This window comes from Streptomyces sp. NBC_01515, from assembly GCF_045040345.1.
Taxonomy (GTDB): domain Bacteria; phylum Actinomycetota; class Actinomycetes; order Streptomycetales; family Streptomycetaceae; genus Streptomyces.
Genome location: NZ_CP109416.1, coordinates 5,517,833 through 5,533,525, shown reverse-complemented (window position 1 = coordinate 5,533,525; position 15,693 = coordinate 5,517,833). Strand labels below are relative to the sequence as shown.

The 15,693-nt window shown below is 69.2% G+C and carries 17 protein-coding genes; 9 read left to right on the top strand and 8 right to left on the bottom strand.

Translation table 11 applies throughout. The annotated features are described in order from the left end of the window. Positions 1 to 52: 52 nt before the first annotated feature. From OG407_RS24630 to OG407_RS24620, 3 genes are read left to right on the top strand one after another with little or no spacing between them, the layout of a single operon-like run. Positions 53 to 1,441, top strand: a complete 1,389-nt coding sequence (locus OG407_RS24630) for an ethanolamine ammonia-lyase subunit EutB (protein WP_405861233.1) — start codon at positions 53 to 55, stop codon at positions 1,439 to 1,441. Next, positions 1,438 to 2,205, top strand: a complete 768-nt coding sequence (eutC, locus tag OG407_RS24625) for an ethanolamine ammonia-lyase subunit EutC (RefSeq protein WP_405861231.1) — start codon at positions 1,438 to 1,440, stop codon at positions 2,203 to 2,205. Before OG407_RS24630 ends, eutC begins: the two co-directional genes overlap by 4 nt. Positions 2,206 to 2,240: 35 nt before the next feature. Continuing rightward, on the top strand, positions 2,241 to 2,846 hold the full coding sequence (locus OG407_RS24620; RefSeq protein ID WP_405861229.1) for a Uma2 family endonuclease: 606 nt from the start codon (positions 2,241 to 2,243) through the stop codon (positions 2,844 to 2,846). Here OG407_RS24620 and OG407_RS24615 read toward each other — a convergent pair. Next, the gene (locus OG407_RS24615; RefSeq protein WP_405861227.1) at positions 2,827 to 3,714 is read right to left on the bottom strand and encodes a diacylglycerol kinase; all 888 of its coding nucleotides are present in this window, start codon (positions 3,712 to 3,714) and stop codon (positions 2,827 to 2,829) included. The genes OG407_RS24620 and OG407_RS24615 overlap by 20 nt on opposite strands. Before the next feature lie 186 nt (positions 3,715 to 3,900). On the opposite strand from OG407_RS24615, the gene OG407_RS24610 reads away from it, so the two are divergent. From OG407_RS24610 to OG407_RS24600, 3 genes are all read left to right on the top strand, one after another. After that, positions 3,901 to 5,184, top strand: a complete 1,284-nt coding sequence (locus OG407_RS24610; protein WP_403595942.1) for an adenylosuccinate synthase — start codon at positions 3,901 to 3,903, stop codon at positions 5,182 to 5,184. 176 nt (positions 5,185 to 5,360) lie between these two features. Then, positions 5,361 to 7,178: a bifunctional metallophosphatase/5'-nucleotidase gene (locus OG407_RS24605; protein ID WP_405861225.1), complete on the top strand. Its 1,818-nt coding sequence runs from the start codon at positions 5,361 to 5,363 to the stop codon at positions 7,176 to 7,178. Between the two features lie 73 nt (positions 7,179 to 7,251). After that, positions 7,252 to 7,527 carry a hypothetical protein gene (locus OG407_RS24600; protein WP_405861223.1) on the top strand — a complete coding sequence of 92 codons (276 nt, stop codon included), beginning with the start codon at positions 7,252 to 7,254 and terminating at the stop codon, positions 7,525 to 7,527. Here OG407_RS24600 and OG407_RS24595 read toward each other — a convergent pair. The 3 genes from OG407_RS24595 to OG407_RS24585 form a co-directional block, all read right to left on the bottom strand. Next, positions 7,524 to 8,135, bottom strand: a complete 612-nt coding sequence (locus OG407_RS24595) for a hypothetical protein (protein ID WP_405861221.1) — start codon at positions 8,133 to 8,135, stop codon at positions 7,524 to 7,526. The two genes, OG407_RS24600 and OG407_RS24595, sit on opposite strands and share 4 nt — an antisense overlap. 69 nt (positions 8,136 to 8,204) lie before the next feature. After that, positions 8,205 to 8,396 (bottom strand): DUF397 domain-containing protein, encoded by a 192-nt coding sequence (locus OG407_RS24590; RefSeq protein ID WP_405861219.1) that lies wholly within the window; start codon positions 8,394 to 8,396, stop codon positions 8,205 to 8,207. Further along, on the bottom strand, positions 8,393 to 9,238 hold the full coding sequence (locus OG407_RS24585) for a helix-turn-helix transcriptional regulator (RefSeq protein ID WP_405861217.1): 846 nt from the start codon (positions 9,236 to 9,238) through the stop codon (positions 8,393 to 8,395). The genes OG407_RS24590 and OG407_RS24585 overlap by 4 nt, the downstream gene beginning before the upstream one ends. A 116-nt stretch (positions 9,239 to 9,354) precedes the next feature. On the opposite strand from OG407_RS24585, the gene OG407_RS24580 reads away from it, so the two are divergent. Together OG407_RS24580 and OG407_RS24575 are read left to right on the top strand one after the other, a co-directional pair. After that, the gene (locus OG407_RS24580) at positions 9,355 to 9,786 is read left to right on the top strand and encodes a hypothetical protein (RefSeq protein WP_405861215.1); all 432 of its coding nucleotides are present in this window, start codon (positions 9,355 to 9,357) and stop codon (positions 9,784 to 9,786) included. A gap of 70 nt (positions 9,787 to 9,856) precedes the next feature. Further along, positions 9,857 to 10,147, top strand: a complete 291-nt coding sequence (locus OG407_RS24575) for a hypothetical protein (RefSeq protein WP_405861213.1) — start codon at positions 9,857 to 9,859, stop codon at positions 10,145 to 10,147. Between the two features lie 16 nt (positions 10,148 to 10,163). Here OG407_RS24575 and OG407_RS24570 read toward each other — a convergent pair whose 3' ends face one another. Beyond that, the gene (locus OG407_RS24570) at positions 10,164 to 10,790 is read right to left on the bottom strand and encodes a TetR/AcrR family transcriptional regulator (RefSeq protein ID WP_405861211.1); all 627 of its coding nucleotides are present in this window, start codon (positions 10,788 to 10,790) and stop codon (positions 10,164 to 10,166) included. A gap of 112 nt (positions 10,791 to 10,902) precedes the next feature. Here OG407_RS24570 and OG407_RS24565 point away from each other — a divergent pair, with 112 nt between their 5' ends. Next, positions 10,903 to 11,637: an SDR family NAD(P)-dependent oxidoreductase gene (locus tag OG407_RS24565; RefSeq protein WP_405861209.1), complete on the top strand. Its 735-nt coding sequence runs from the start codon at positions 10,903 to 10,905 to the stop codon at positions 11,635 to 11,637. Here OG407_RS24565 and OG407_RS24560 read toward each other — a convergent pair whose 3' ends face one another. The 3 genes from OG407_RS24560 to OG407_RS24550 all read right to left on the bottom strand — a co-directional run bounded on the left by OG407_RS24560 (position 11,638) and on the right by OG407_RS24550 (position 15,590). Beyond that, positions 11,638 to 12,288, bottom strand: coding sequence for a hypothetical protein (locus tag OG407_RS24560; RefSeq protein WP_328680852.1), 651 nt, complete (start codon positions 12,286 to 12,288; stop codon positions 11,638 to 11,640). It abuts the gene before it with no gap. 90 nt (positions 12,289 to 12,378) lie between these two features. Beyond that, positions 12,379 to 14,844, bottom strand: a complete 2,466-nt coding sequence (locus tag OG407_RS24555; RefSeq protein ID WP_405861207.1) for a dolichyl-phosphate beta-glucosyltransferase — start codon at positions 14,842 to 14,844, stop codon at positions 12,379 to 12,381. Between the two features lie 41 nt (positions 14,845 to 14,885). Continuing rightward, positions 14,886 to 15,590 carry a GntR family transcriptional regulator gene (locus tag OG407_RS24550; protein ID WP_405868568.1) on the bottom strand — a complete coding sequence of 235 codons (705 nt, stop codon included), beginning with the start codon at positions 15,588 to 15,590 and terminating at the stop codon, positions 14,886 to 14,888. Between the last annotated feature and the right edge of the window lie 103 nt (positions 15,591 to 15,693).

The following is a 15,693-nucleotide window of genomic DNA, read 5'->3' as shown; positions in this document are numbered from 1 at the left end:
TTAGAAATCTGAGGAAATCTGGGGGCAACACGCGCCTCGTACGGTCGCCGACATGAGTACGTACACCTCCACGCTCGGCGGCCACAGCTACCGCTTCGGCTCCCTCGCGCGCCTGCTCGCCGCCGCGAGCCCGGAGCGTTCCGGCGACCGGCTGGCGGGGCTGGCCGCGGCGTCCGCGCAGGAGCGGGTCGCGGCGCGCTGGGCGCTGGCGGACGTACCGCTGACCGCGTTCCTCGCCGAACCGGTGATCCCCTACGACATCGACGACGTGACCCGGCTGATTCTCGACACGCACGACGCGGGCGCGTTCGCGCCGGTGGCGGGTATGACGGTGGGTGCGTTCCGGGAGTGGCTGCTGGCGGCGGATGCCGGTGAACTGGCCGCCGTGGCACCCGGGTTGACGCCGGAGATGGTCGCGGCGGTGTCGAAGCTGATGGGCAACGCGGACCTCGTCGCGGTCGCGCGGAAGGTGCGGGTGGTGACCGCCTTCCGCTCCACGATCGGCCTCCCGGGGCGCTTGGCCACCCGCCTCCAGCCCAACCACCCGACCGACGACCCGGCGGGTGTCGCCGCGGCCCTGCTCGACGGGCTGCTCCTCGGCTCCGGCGACGCGGTGATCGGCATCAACCCGGCGACGGACAGCCCGAAGGCGGTGAGGGATCTGCTGGAGTTGCTGGACGGCGTGATCCAGCGCTACGCGATCCCCACCCAGTCCTGCGTGTTGTCCCACGTCACGACGAGCATGGACCTGATGGCGGCCGGCGCTCCCGTGGACCTGGTCTTCCAGTCCATCGCGGGCACGCAGGCGGCCAACGCGTCCTTCGGCGTGACGCTGGGGCTGCTGGACGAGGCGTACGAGGCGGCGCGGGGGCTCGACCGGGGCACGGTGGGCTCGAACGTCATGTACTTCGAGACGGGCCAGGGCAGTGCGCTGTCGGCGGACGCGCACCACGGCGTCGACCAGCAGACGGTGGAGGCACGGGCGTACGCGGTGGCCCGCCGCTACGACCCGCTCCTCGTGAACACGGTGGTGGGCTTCATCGGCCCGGAGTACCTGTACGACGGCCGCCAGATCCTCCGCGCGGCTCTGGAGGACCACTTCTGCGGCAAGGTCTTGGGCCTGCCGATGGGCCTGGACATCTGCTACACCAACCACGCCGACGCGGACGACGACGACATCGCCACGATGCTCACCATGCTCGGCGTGGCCGGCGCGTCCTTCGTGATCTGCACCCCGGGCGGCGACGACATCATGCTCAACTACCAATCCGCCTCGTACCACGACGCGTTGTACCTCCGCGAGGTCCTCGGGCTGCGCCCGGCACCGGAGTTCGAGGCCTGGCTCGCTTCGATCGGCCTGCTGGGCGAGGGCGGCGAGATCAGGGACGTGTCCGGTACGGCCCACCCGTTGACGGCGATCGGAAGGGAACTGGCGGCATGACGATCAGTCAAGTGGAGTTGGTGGGAGGCGAGTTGTGGCCGACGCTGCGGCGCCACACGCAGGCGAGGATCGGCCTGGGCCGAGCGGGTACGGGCCTTCCCACCCACCACCGCCTGGAGTTGCAGGCGGCGCACGCGGCGGCGAAGGACGCGGTCCACTCACCGTTCGAACCGGACGTCGTGGCGGCGGCGTTGCGGGGCGAACCGACGGTCCGCGTCCGCAGCGCGGCCCCCGACCGCCTCACCTACCTCCAACGCCCGGACCTGGGGCGCCGGTTGGACCCCGCGGACCGTGCGCACCTCCCGGTGGGCGACTGGGACGTGGTCTTCGTGGTGGCGGACGGCTTGTCGAGCCGGGCGGTCCACGAACACGGCGCGGCGATGGTCCGGGCGACGACGGCCCTGTTGCCCACGGCGTGGCAGGTGGCTCCGGTGGTGTTGGCGGAGCAGGCGCGGGTTGCCCTCGGCGACGACGTGGCCTCGGCGATGGGCGCGGCGATGGTCGTGGTCTTCGTCGGGGAGCGGCCGGGGATGTCGGCGGCGGATTCGCTGGGCGCGTATCTGACGTACCGCCCGAAGCCGGGGGTGACTACGGACGCGGACCGGAACTGCCTCAGCAACATCAGGCCGCCGTTGGGGCTGTCGTATGAGGTGGCGGCGGGGAAGTTGGCGGGGCTGATGGGCAGGGCAAGGGAGTTGGGGGTTACGGGGGTGACCTTGAAGGACGATCTTCCTGACGAGGGTGTACGCGACTCGCTACGCTGAGTTGTGACTGGTCTGCATTCGAGGGAGGGCGCATCATGACGTTGATGACTGAGCGACCGACGATGAGCGGCACCGAGTCCCGAAGCTTCGAGGAGTTGCTGGACGCCCTCGACGAGCTGATCGTGCCCGACGGCTACAAGGCCGAGATCATCAGGGGGAACATCGTCGTGTCGCCACGGTCAAAGGCGTACTACCTTGACGTGATGGAACGGGTGTGCGATCAGCTGCGGCCGAACCTTCCGGACGGGCACCGGATCAGCGACGGTCCGTTCTTGTACGTGTTTCCCGGCTCTGAGCGCGCCTACGGCCCCGATATCCACGCCGCCCACCGAAGCGTCAGTCGAACCAGCGGCAACCGCTTGGACGGAGAAGCTCTCTCCTTCGTCGCCGAGCTGACCTCCTCGTCCACCCGGGACGACGACCTCACCGACAAGGTCGAGACCTACGGCAAGGCAGGCGTGCCGGTCTATCTGGTCCTCGACATGCAGGAGGAACAGGCCACCGTCTTCTGGACACCGTCTGTCAAGGGCTACGAGTCCCACTGCACGATGCCGTTCGGCGAGGAACTCCCGATCCCTGCCCCCTTGGACTGCACCCTGGACACCACTGGCTTCCACGCCCCTAAGACGTCGGCAACGTAAGCCCCCAAGCCCCCTCCCGGACAACCCACGTCCGCGTCCGCACCGGCCCCGCCACCAGCGCATCCGCCCGGTACCGGAAATCCGCCCCGGACACGGTGACCGACCGCCCCCGCGCGCACAGCGGAGAGGCCTCCGCCCCCACCGAGACCGGCCGTACGACCACCTCGGCCAGCCCCGAGGCCCCCGGCGTCACGGACACCCCCTCCACGGGCTGGTCCAGATCGACGAGCGTCACCCCGTCCACCTCGACCCGCAGCCGCGCCGGCCCGAGCCGGGTCACACCGGCGAGCGGCTCGCGCGACGGCCGCACCGGCACCAGCGTCCGTACCAGCGACTGACAGGTCCGCAACCACGACGCGTGCGCGGAACCGGAACCGGACGGCACCGGCGTCGCCTCCGCCGGCGGAGCCTCCCGCATCGTGGGCAGCGACGGGATCCGCAAGGCGCCGAGCACCACCCCGTCGCTGTCGTCGACCAGCAGATCCATCCGCCGTACGACCCCGTCGAGCACCGCGCGCGCCGCCGCCACCGCGCCCGTGGGGACGCCCAGCGCCCCCGCCAGGGACAGCGCACCCCCCACCGGCACCATCGACAGCGCGCATCCGGCCAGCTCCCGCTGCCGGTGCAGCAGGGACACCGCCCGCATCAGCGCGCGGTCGTCGCCGACCACCACCGGCCGGCGCGAACCCCGCCGCGCCAGGACCCGGGCGAATTCCTCGGGCCCCTCCGGCAGGCACACCTTCGTCGCCGCACCCGCGCTGAGCACGTCTTTCACGATACGGACGGACTCCGGGTCGGCGCGCCGGGCGACCGGATCGATGACGACCAGCAGGTGATCGGAAGTCGCGAAAGTCGCCACCTCGGCCATGCCTCGCTTCCTCGGGTAGCATCTTTGTGCAAGAGCCCCTTGCGCTATTGCGCCAGGGGCTTCGTCTATTCCGGGGCATCCGGTCCGACGGGTCGCGACCGACGAGGGTCGCCGGCGTGCGAGGCACACACGTGCCGCGTACGCCCCTGACCTTGGACATGCCCCGCCCGGAAGGGGTGTACGCGCGTGCCCGCACTTGTGCTGCTCGGTGCTCAGTGGGGTGACGAAGGCAAGGGAAAGGCGACGGACCTGCTAGGTGGGTCCGTCGACTATGTGGTGCGCTACCAGGGCGGCAACAACGCCGGCCACACGGTAGTCGTGGGCGATCAGAAGTACGCCCTTCACCTGCTCCCTTCCGGGATCCTCACACCGGAGTGCACTCCGGTCATCGGCAACGGTGTCGTCGTCGACCCGTCGGTCCTGTTCTCCGAGCTGAACGGGCTGAACGAGCGCGGCGTCGACACGTCCAAGCTCCTGATCAGCGGCAACGCTCACATCATCACGCCCTACAACGTGACGGTGGACAAGGTGACCGAGCGCTTCCTCGGAACGCGGAAGATCGGCACCACCGGCCGCGGCATCGGCCCGACCTACGCGGACAAGATCAACCGCGTCGGCATCCGGGTCCAGGACCTCTACGACGAGTCGATCCTGACGCAGAAGGTCGAGGCGTCCCTCGACATCAAGAACCAGATGCTCACCAAGCTCTACAACCGGCGCGCGATCGCCATCGAGCAGGTCGTCGAGGAGCTGCTGTCCTACGCGGACCGCCTCAAGCCGTACGTCGCCGACACGGTGCTGATCCTCAACAAGGCGCTGGAAGACGACAAGGTGGTCCTCTTCGAGGGCGGCCAGGGCACCCTCCTGGACATCGACCACGGGACCTATCCCTTCGTCACGTCCTCCAACCCGACCGCGGGCGGCGCCTGCACCGGTTCCGGTGTCGGCCCGACGAAGATCAGCCGGGTCATCGGCATCCTGAAGGCCTACACGACCCGGGTCGGCTCGGGCCCGTTCCCGACCGAGCTGTTCGACGCGGACGGCGAGGCGCTGCGCCGCATCGGCGGCGAGCGGGGCGTCACCACCGGCCGCGACCGCCGCTGCGGCTGGTTCGACGCGGTCATCGCCCGCTACGCGACCCGCGTGAACGGCCTGACCGACTTCTTCCTCACCAAGCTGGACGTCCTCACCGGCTGGGAGGAGATCCCGGTCTGCGTGGCCTACGAGATCGACGGCAAGCGCGTCGAGGAACTCCCGTACTCGCAGAGCGACTTCCACCACGCGAAGCCGATCTACGAGACCCTGCCCGGCTGGAGCGAGGACATCACGAAGGCCAAGACCTTCGCGGACCTCCCGAAGAACGCGCAGGCGTACGTGAAGGCACTGGAGGAGATGTCCGGCGCACCGATCTCCGCGATCGGCGTCGGCCCCGGCCGCACGGAGACGATCGAGATCAACTCGTTCATCTAGAGCGGCTGTCGGAGCCGCGGCCGAGTGGTCCCCCTTGGGCCGGTCTTGGGAATCCTTGACCGGCCCTTGGGCTGTCCGTGGTTACGCCGGTAACAGGTGAAGGCCAGCATCTACGCGGGTAGCCCGCCGCGCCCCGCACGCCACACCCGCTCTCTTTGCCCTTCCAGGAGTCCTGAATGCCCGTCAATCCCATGAACCGCCGTGAGTTCGTGCAGAAGTCAGCCGTCACCGGCGCTGCCGTCGCCGTCGCGGGCACGGCAGCGGCGACCCCGGCCGAGGCCGCCGACCGGCACCCCAAGCCGCACCCCCACCCGAAGCCGAACAAGACCTGGTCGTTCTCCATCCTGGGCACGACCGACCTGCACAGCCACGTCTTCGACTGGGACTACTACCTCGACAAGGCCTACTCCGACTCCAAGGGCAACTCCGTCGGCGTCGCCCGCGTCGCCACCCTCATCAAGCAGCAGCGCAAGGCGAAGGGCGAGGGGCACGTCCTCCTCGTCGACGCCGGCGACATCATCCAAGGCACCTCGCTGGGCTACTACTTCGCGCGTGTGGACCCCATCACCAGCGGCTCCAAGCACCCGATGGCCACCGCCATGAACCACATGCGCTACGACGCCGCCGCCCTCGGCAACCACGAGTTCAACTACGGCATCGACACCCTGCGCAAGTTCGAGCAGCAGTGTCACTTCCCGCTGCTCGGCGCCAACGCGCTGGACGCGAAGACCCTGCGCCCCGCCTTCGCCCCGTACACCGTGAAGAAGATCCGCGTCCCCGGCGCCCCGGACATCAAGGTCGGCATCCTCGGCCTCACCAACCCGGGCATCGCCCTGTGGGACAAGGACAACGTCAGCGGCAAGATGGTCTTCCCGGGCCTCGTCGAGCAGGCCAAGAAGTACGTCCCGCGGCTGCGCGCGCTGGGCTGCGACGTCGTCTTCCTCACCGACCACTCGGGCCTGGACGGCAGTTCGTCCTACGGCGACGAGCTGCCGTACGTCGAGAACGCCTCCAACCTCGTCGCCGAGCAGGTCCCCGGCATCGACGCGATCCTCGTGGGCCACACCCACGTCGAGGTCCCGTCGTACACGGTGAAGAACGAGGAGACCGGCGACGACGTCCTCCTCTCCGAGCCGTACTGCTGGGGCTACCGCCTGAGCGTCTTCGACTTCGAGCTCGAACTCGTCCGCGGCCAGTGGAAGATCACCAGCAAGACGGCCCAGACCCTCAACCCCAACACGGTGGACGAGGACCCGGAGATCAGGAAACTCCTGGAAGCCGACCACGAGTTGGTCGTGAAGTACGTCAACACGGCGGTCGGCACCTGCACCGAGGACCTCTCGGCGGCGGAGTCCTGCTGGAAGGACGTCCCGATCATGGACTTCATCCAGCAGGTACAGATGGACTCGGTCAAGGCGGGCCTCTCGACGGCCGACGCCGCCCTCCCGCTGATCTCGGTCGCGGCCCCCTTCAGCCGCACGGCCGACATCCCCAAGGGCTCCGTCACCATCAAGGACATCGCCGGCCTCTACATCTACGACAACACCCTCTACGGCAAGAAGCTCACGGGCGCCCAGCTCAAGGACTACCTGGAGTACGCGGCGAAGTACTACTACCAGGTGCCGGCGGGCACGAAGGTCGACACCGCGACCCTGACGAACGCCAACAGCTTCTGGGACTACATGTACGACGTGGCCGCGGGCGTCTCCTACGACATCGACATCGCGCAGGCCGAGGGTTCGCGCATCAAGAACCTCACGTACAACGGCACTTCGGTCACGGACGACCAGGTCTTCGTCGTCGCGGTGAACAACTACCGCGCGAACGGCGGTTCCGGCTACCCGCACATCGCCGCCGCGGAGACCGTCTACAGCGCCACCGACCAGGTCCGCGACCTGATGATCGCCTACGTCACGGCGAAGGGCGCGCTGGACCCGGCGGACTTCGCCTCGGTCAACTGGAAGCTGACGCAGGCGGGGACGGCGGTCTTCTAGACTCCGGACACTTTCGGCCGCTGCCCGGGGACACTCCCGGGCAGCGGTGTCTCAGGCAGGCATGAGGAGCCGGATGATCGAATCCCGTGAGGCACGTACCGCCCTGGTGGTGGAGTCCGTGCTGAGTACGGCGGCCGTGGTGTGGTGGACGTATCTGCTGTGGCCCTGGCGGAACGTCCCCTACGCGCGGCCGGACGTCGCGATGGACCTCGCGGTGGCGGTGTCCCTGGCCGTGACATGGGCGCTGTGGGTACGGGGGCGGCGTCTGAACAGCGCGAACCTGGCGTTGATCGTCGTGCGCGGGGTAGCGGTGCTCACGGTTTGCCTGTGGATTCTTCAGGACCTCTAGAGGGCCCTCTCGGCACAGTCGGCACAGGCCGGGCTGCTGGTCAGGCAGAGGTGCAGGGCCGAGCGCAACTGCCCGTCGAGTCGGGCCCGTTCGGCGGGTTCCGAGGATGTGGGCGGGACGAGTGCGAAGGGCGCCGCGACGGTGAACAGGGCCTCGGCGCGGGCTTCCAGCTCGCTGCCCGAGTGCAGCGTGTAGAGGCAGGACCGCACCCACTGCCGTGCGCTCGTGTGGAACGGCGTGACCGGCCCGGCGAGCGCGGTGAGGCAGAGGTCGGGGCTGGTGCGGGCGGTGGCGAGGGTCACAGGGTGTTCACGGAGCATCCTGGCGGCCCGCACGATCTGCGCGGTGACGTGGCAGGTCGGCGGCAGCGGGTCGTCCCACGTGCCCGGCACCTCGGCCGCCCGGTGCAGGAGGCGGTCCAGTTCCGCCGCGCATGCGTCCCGGAACAGGACCGTGAGGTCGGGCCAGTTCCGGTAGATGAACTGGCGGTTGGTGAAAGCCAGTCGCGCGATCTGTGCGATCGGAGGCTGACGTGGCCCGTGCTCGGCCATGGTGTCCAGCACGGCTCGATACATGGTGCCCATGCCGGGCGGGGCGTGCGTGCTCACAAGGACAGCCTCTCGACGGCCCCCCGGGGGTGGTGTGTTTTTTGAATGTGACAGATGGGGGTGGGAGTGTCACATTTCTTCGGGGAGGGTAGGGAGGAAGGCGGTCCAGGAGGCGGCGGTGACGGTGAGCGTCGGGCCGTCGGGATTCTTGGAGTCGCGGATGTGGATGGTGTGGGGGCAGGTGGCTATCTCGACGCAGTTGCCGCCACCGCTGTCGCTGTAGCTGGACTTGAACCACCGCAGGGCGCGGGTGTCGCTCATCTCTCTTCTCCTGCCAACCGCTCGATGAGGCTCAGGGAGTCGTCGGGGCTCAGAGCCTGTGCGCGGATCTTCGCATAGCGGTGCGTCAGTTGGGACACTTCCGGCGGATCGCTGATCAGGATGCCCTGGTCCTCGATCTCCATGTAGACGACGTGCTCGTGGTCCTTGGTCACCACGAGCTTCATGGCGCCACGGTCGCCTGCGTACGTTCCGCGCAGCCCGCGATCCAGCGGCAGCACCTGAACACACACATTGTCCCGCCGCGCGTCCTCGGCGAGCGAGCGCAACTGCTCCCGCTGCACGTCCCAACTGCCGAACGGCCGCCGCAGCACGCTCTCTTCCAGGATCAGCTCGATCATCGGGGCCGGGTCGCGGTCGAAGAGTTTCCTGCGGGCCAGCCGCGCTTCGACGAGTTCCTCCCGCTTCTGCTCGGACACCGGCGGATAGCCGCCGCCGATCAACGCCCGCGCGTAGGCCTCGGTCTGGAACAGGCCGTCGACGACCAGCGTCTCGTACGAGGAGAGGGTGACGGCCCCCGCCTCGATCTCCGCGAACCCACGGAACCGGACCGGGTACTTCTCCAGCAGCATCCACTTGCGTGCCTTGTCGAAGACCCCGAGCCCGGCCCCGACCGTCTCCTCCAGCTTGACGAGCATGTCGTCGCTCGCGGGCTGCGCGCAGGTCTCCATCGCGCTGACCGCCGAACCGGTGTAACCGATCTTCTTGCCCAACTCGGTCTGTGTGAGCCCCTGTTGCTCACGCAGCGCTTTCGCCAGGGCGGCGACGACATGCGCCGCACCACCCGCCTCCGACTTGTTCTCCGCCCGCGCCATCGCGGTCACCCCCGGACTCAACCGAACTCAACCGGTCACCAACACCCCGCGCCCGTGTCCAACCGTCGCGGACGGTCGACGCAGAGTTATGGAAGACGGTAGCTGTGACGGCCGAGACTTTCCTCATGGATACGCAAAGTGACCTGAAATGGATCCCCGCGACCGGCATCCAACTCCGCAAGGCGGGGGTCCAGTTCGACGCCGTACGGGTGGACGGCGACGAGGGCAGAGACCTCGCGGACAGGCTCGCGCGCCTGACAGGAGGGGCGCCGGGCCCGGTCGTGGAGGAGGCGACGGGCAACAGGCCGGTCTACTTCCTGGTCCCGGTCGGCAGCACGTCCCACCGGCCCTGGCCACCCGGAGTAACCCGTCTCACCGCCGGCCCGAACCACATGTCGTACATCCCGGTCCCGGCCCTCAACGGCCAGACCTGGCCGCTGACTTGGCGCTACCGCCCGATGGTTCCGGACCACTTCGTGCACACCCTGCTGCTGCGCTCCGCGCTGGAAGGGCTGGGAGAGGTCGGGCGTCCTGACCAGGATGCCCACCCGCACTGAACATAACCCGCATATCAGGCATATGCTGACGTTGTCCACCCGCGCACGCCAACCGGAGAAGGTGACTGCGATGCGCATGATGCTGAAGGCGTCTTTGGACACCGAGAAGGCCAACGACGCCGTTCGGAGTGGGACTCTCGGGAAGTTGATCGGGGAGTCCATGGAGCAGATCAAGCCCGAGGCGGCGTACTTCACGGCCGAGGGCGGCAAGCGGACCGCGTTCGTGTTCTTCGATCTGAAGGACCCCTCCGACATCCCGTCGATCAGCGAGCCGCTCTTCCTCAACCTGGGCGCCGAGTTGACCTACACCCCGGTGATGAACTCGGAGGAGGTCGAGACGGGTCTCGGCAAGGTTCGCTAGGCCCCTCGCGGTCGCCTCATGCGGGCCTGGTGTGGGACTCGATGTGGTCGAGCATCGCGTCCAGTGCGACTTCCAACGGCCTGACTTGGCGCTGCAGTTGGGTGAGCAGGAGGCCACCCTGGAGTGCGGCGAGTGTCGCGAGGGCCAGGTCGTCGGGGTCGGTGTCGAGTTCGCCGCGGTCGTGCATCGCCTGGAGGCCGCCGCGGATCGCCGACTCCCAGCGCAGGAAACCGCTGGCCGCGGCGAGCCGCGCCTCGGGGTTGGTCTCGGCGATCTCGCTGCCGAGGGAGCCGATCGGGCAGCCGCCGCGGCACTGCATCCGGAGCTGGTACTCCACCAGCGCGTCCCGCCACTGCCGTAGGCCCGTCATGGTGTCGAGCCCGGCGAAGAGCGGTTTCTGCATGTCCAGTACCGCCTCGGTCTGGAACTCGATCACCGCCAGCAGCAGTTCCTGCTTGTCGGCGAAGTAGTGGTAGATCTGCGAGCCGCTCACCCCGGCGGCGGCCCGCACGTCCTCCAGGGTCGCCTCGGTCACGCCCCGTTCGTACATGAGCTGCGCCGCCGCGGCCACGATCCGGCGCCGGGTCTCCTGTCCCTTGCGGGTCAGTTTCTTCTCGGGGGGCCGTCGTACCTCGGTACTCATGCCCGCAAGGCTAGCAGATTATGGATTGGACAACCCATTTTTTTGGGACCAGTGTGGGTCACCCAACCCATTCTGGGCGCCCTGTGCGGCCGGATTCCCGGAAGGACCCACCATGGAACTCTCCGACAAGGTCGCTCTCGTCACCGGCTCGACGGGTGGTATCGGTGCCGAGACGGCCCGGCTGCTGGCCGCGGCCGGTGCCGAGGTCGTCGTGTCCGGCCGTAACGCCGAGCGCGGGGCCGCGACCGTGCGGTCGATCACGGACGCCGGCGGCAGGGCGCGCTTCGTCGCCGCCGACCTCACCGACCCGGCCGCGCTGCGTCGTCTCGCCGAGGCGGCCGGCCCGGTCGACATCCTGGTCAACAACGCGGCGATCTTCCCCGGAGCGCCGACCGTGGACCAGGACCCGGGCACGCTCGACGAGACCCTCGCGGCCAACGTCCGCGCGCCGTACCTCCTCACCGCGGCCCTGGTTCCCGCGATGATCGCCAAGGGCTCCGGCTCCATCGTCAACGTCAGCACCATGGCCGCCCGGATCGGCCTGCCCGGGCTGTCCGTCTACAGCGCCACCAAGGCCGCGCTGGAGTCGCTGACACGCACCTGGGCGGCCGAGTTCAGCCCGGCCGGGGTGCGGGTGAACACCGTCGCGCCGGGTCCCACGCGGACCGACATGGTCCTGGCGAGCATGGGTGAGGAGAATGCCGTGCAGTTCGCGAAGACCACCCTGCTCGGCCGGCTCGCGGACCCGCGCGAGATCGCCGAGGTGATCCTCTTCCTCGCCTCGGACCGTGCGAGCTACCTCACCGGCGCCACCCTCGCGGCCGACGCCGGACGCACCGCCGTCTAGCTAGCTGAACACGATCATCGAGCCCTGGGCCAGGCTCCGGGTCGCCGCCGCGTGCAGGCCCAGCCAGACGTGCCGTTCCCGGGCGAAGGGACTCGGGTCGTACGGTGCGGCCACGGCCGGTTCCTCCAACTCCGTGGGAGCGGACGGGGGTTCCGGGGTCGCCGGTGGGTTCGCCGGGTCGATGCCGATCGTCGGGGCGACGAACTCCAGCTCGCGGAGCAGGGTTTGGGACGAGCCCAACGGGCCGCCGCCGGCGAGGAGCTCGTCGTTCGAGAGCGGGTGCGGGAAGTCGACGGGGACGTAGGCGCCCGCGTGGTCGTAGTGCCAGACCAGGTGGGACTGCTGGGCCGTCGTCTCGAACATCTCCAGGAGCTGCTCGTAGTCGCCGCCCAGGTCGTCCACCGGGGTCACCGGGAGACCGCAGACCTGGAGGAGGTAGGCCCGGCGCAGGAAGTGCAGCGCGTCGTAGTCGAAGCCCGCGACCGGGGCGACCTCGCCGGACAGGCCCGGCATGTACTGGTACACCGGCACCGGAGGGAGCCCGGCCTCGGCCAACAGGGAGTTGTAGAGCGCGAGTTCCTCGGCGAACGGATTGTCGGGGGTGTGGCACAACACGTCGACGAGCGGGACCAGCCACAGGTCACAGGCCAAAAGGGGGCTCCTCGGTTACTCGCTGCGCATCGTGGATCTCGCATGGTGGTCAGGCAAGAGTAGGGGGAAGAGTAGTCGGTGCGGCCCGGGTCAGCTCCCCTCGTGCAGGTCCCATACCCACACGCCGTCCACCCACTTACCGGGTTTGCCGACCAGCTTTTCCACAGCGGTGCGGAGCTTGTCGTCGTTGGGCTGCGGCGCGATCACCAGCGCGCCCGCGTGCCAGTACGCGAAGTCGACCTTGGCCTGCGCCTGCCAGTTCCTGCCGATGGTGGGGATGACGCCGGTGTAGCGCACGTCCCGCAGCATGTTGGAGGTGTAGCGGGGTGAGGCGCCGTAGATGCCGATGCGGTCGTCGCCGTAGGGGCCGTTGAAGTAGCCGCCCGGCATCTTGAAGCCGAGGCCGGACGCCGTCTGCCAGTGCAGGGGTTCCGCCGAGCCCGGGTCGGCGAGCGGGACCGGGACGATGGATTCGCCGGCGCGGACGTACGACTTGTAGGTGCCGTCCGTGAAGAAGGCCGGCACTGCGGAACGGTCAACTGCCTTCAGGGGCGCGGGGATGATCGGGATCACGGCCATGCACACGGCCAGGAGGCCGATGTACTGCGTGCCGAGCCGGCGCGTCGCCGCCAGCTTCTCCACCGCGATCGCCAGCAGCATGCCCAGCGCCGGTGCGCAGATCATCGCCACCCGGCCCTCGATCACCGACTCGAAGAGCGGCTTGTGGGCGAGCAGGGCCCACGGGCCCGAGTAGACCGTGTCCGTGAGCGGGATGCGGATCTTGGGGCCCATCGACAGGATCGCCGCCGCGATCGCCGTGAACGCCAGCGCCTTGACGAGGGCGTGCTCCCACAGTCGTACGACGATGGCGAAGGCGAGGGCGACGAGCGGCCAGCCGTAGAAGGCGTTCTGCTCGGTGGGGTTGAGGGAGAGGGCGTTGGCCCGGACCTCGTTGCCCGCGATCAGGGAGCGTTCGGCGAAGGAGAGCAGGGCGAGGGGGCTGTTGCCGGCGTTGTCCCCGTGCAGGACGCTCTTGTAGCTCTGCGGGCCCATGAACTGGTAATAGAGAGGGATCAGGATGATCGGTGCGCAGATCCCGGCCGCGATGCCCAGGCCCTTCAGCAGGGGCCGCCAGGACGCCCGGACGACGTCCCTGTTGAGGACTCCGTAGGACGCGGCGAACAGGACCATGCCGATCGACGCGAGGAGGAGCGGCTCCTCGCCGAGGAAGATCTGGTAGGCCGCCATCAGGCCGAGGACGACGCCGTCGCGGACGACCCGGGTGCCTGTGCACAGGCGCAGGGCGCGGTCGATGATCAGCGGGATCATGGAGAGGATGACGAAGTTCGGGTGCGCGTTGGCGTGGCTGACCATCGGCGGGGCGAAGGCCGCGAGCGAGGCGCCGACGAAGGCCGCGGCCCGTTGCCGTACGACGCGCTTCACGATCAGCCAGTACCAGGCGGCGGCCGTGGCCGCGAGGCCGAGCGCCATGCAGACGCTGAGCGAGACCGCGGGGCCGGCCAGCAGGGTGAGCGGCGCGAAGGGCACCGACAGGCCCAGCATGACCGTGTTGGCCATGAGGTTCACGCCGTCGGGGAAGCCCTGGAGGTTCGAGAAGAACGGGTTGTGGAGGTGGGCCACGTTGTCGGCCGTGACCGCGAAGAACCACTCCCACTGGTTCTGGTCCTGGAGCGAGTCGACCAGGTAGCGGTGGTCCGGGTCGAAGAGGCGGCCCGAGTAGAGGCCGACCGACATGAGGAGGAAGAGGACGGTGACCAGGACGTCGACGGGGCGCAGGGAGCGGGCGCGGAGGCGGCCGAGTTCGGTGAGGACCTTGGCGTAGTCGAGGGGGCGCACCTTCGAGCCGGACTGGTGGGACCAGCGCACCGGGACCTCGGCGACCTCCCAGTCGGCGCGGCGGAAGTGCTGGAGGACCTCCACGTCGATGCCCCAGCCGTTGATCCGGGAGGCGGCGAAGGCCTCGCGGGCGCGGTCGCCCTCGAAGAGCTTGAAGCCGCACTGGGTGTCGCGTATGCCGGGCACCGCGGCCTGGCGTATGAGGAAGTTGCCCGCGCGGCCCAGGAGTTCGCGTATCGGGTGCTGGTGGCTCTCTATCGTCGCGCCCGGCGCCGCGCGGGAGCCGATCGCGGCCGCGTGGCCCTCGCCCAGCTCCTTGTCGAGTTTCTCCAGCTCCTCGATGGGCGCGGCCAGATCGGCGTCGGTGACCAGCACCCGGTGCCCGCGCGTGGCGGCGACGCCGAGGCGCAGGGCGTGGCCCTTGCCGCGGTTGCGGGGGCTGGTGACCAGCTGTACCCGCGGGTCGGCGCGGGAGGTGACGACCTCGCGGGTCCCGTCGTCGGAGCCGTCGTCGGCGACGATGATCTCCCAGTGGCCGAAGCGGCCCTCGTTGTCGCCCAGGTATGTGGTGATCGCGTCGAGCGTGGGCCCGAGCCGCCGCTCCTCGTTGTAGGCGGGCACGACGACACTGAGGTCCACGACGACGCCGGGGTCCACGGAGGAACTGGTGGGCTCCACGGTGGAACTGGTGGGGTCCACGGAGGCACTGTCCACGGCCGGAGCGGCCCTTTCCGGTCCGGTCACCGGGCGGCCAGCCGCTCGATGAGGTCGAGGGAGTGCGTGTTGTACGCCAGGACGATCGCGCGCGCGGCCGGGGTGTCGCGGCGCGCCAGGGCATCGACCAGTTCGGTGTGTTCGGACCACAGCCGGCCGCGCAGATCGCTCAGCCGGCGCAGGTGCTGCACCGTGCAGACCCAGGACTGGACGCGCAGCCGGTGCAGGAAGTCGCCGAGGTAGGGGTTGCCGAACATGGCGCTCAACTCGCGCCAGTAGCGCAGGTCGTAGCCGATCAGCACGGTGAGGTCACCGGCGTCGGCGGCGCGCTCCGCCTCCTCGCCGCGGCGGCGGACACCGGCGAGCGCGGCGACCGTACGGGGGTCGTCGGTGCGGTCGAAGACGGGGTGGCCCTCGATCAGGGCCAGGAACATGCCCTCGGTGACCAGGGCGCGGGCCTCGATCATCCCGCGGTGGTCGGCCACCGAGTACTCGTGGACGCGGAAGCCGCGGTGCTGGTCGGCTTCCAGGAGTCCCTGCGCGGAGAGATCGACGAGAGCTTCCCGGACCGGAGTCGCGGAGACGCCGTACTGCTCGGCGATCTCCTTCACCGTGAACTCCTGACCGGGCTGGAGCCGGCCCGCCAGGACCTCGTCGCGCAACGCGTCGGCGATCTGCTGCCGCAGGGTGCTGCGGGTCACGGCGCCGCTGCCGCTGCTTCCTCCGGGCATCGTCGGAGCGTCTCCCTCATCGCGTTCGATGGCGTACTCGTATATGTCTACGAGCACGCCACCTTACGCGTTCGGGTTCCCGCCCTGCCCGAATGCGGGCACC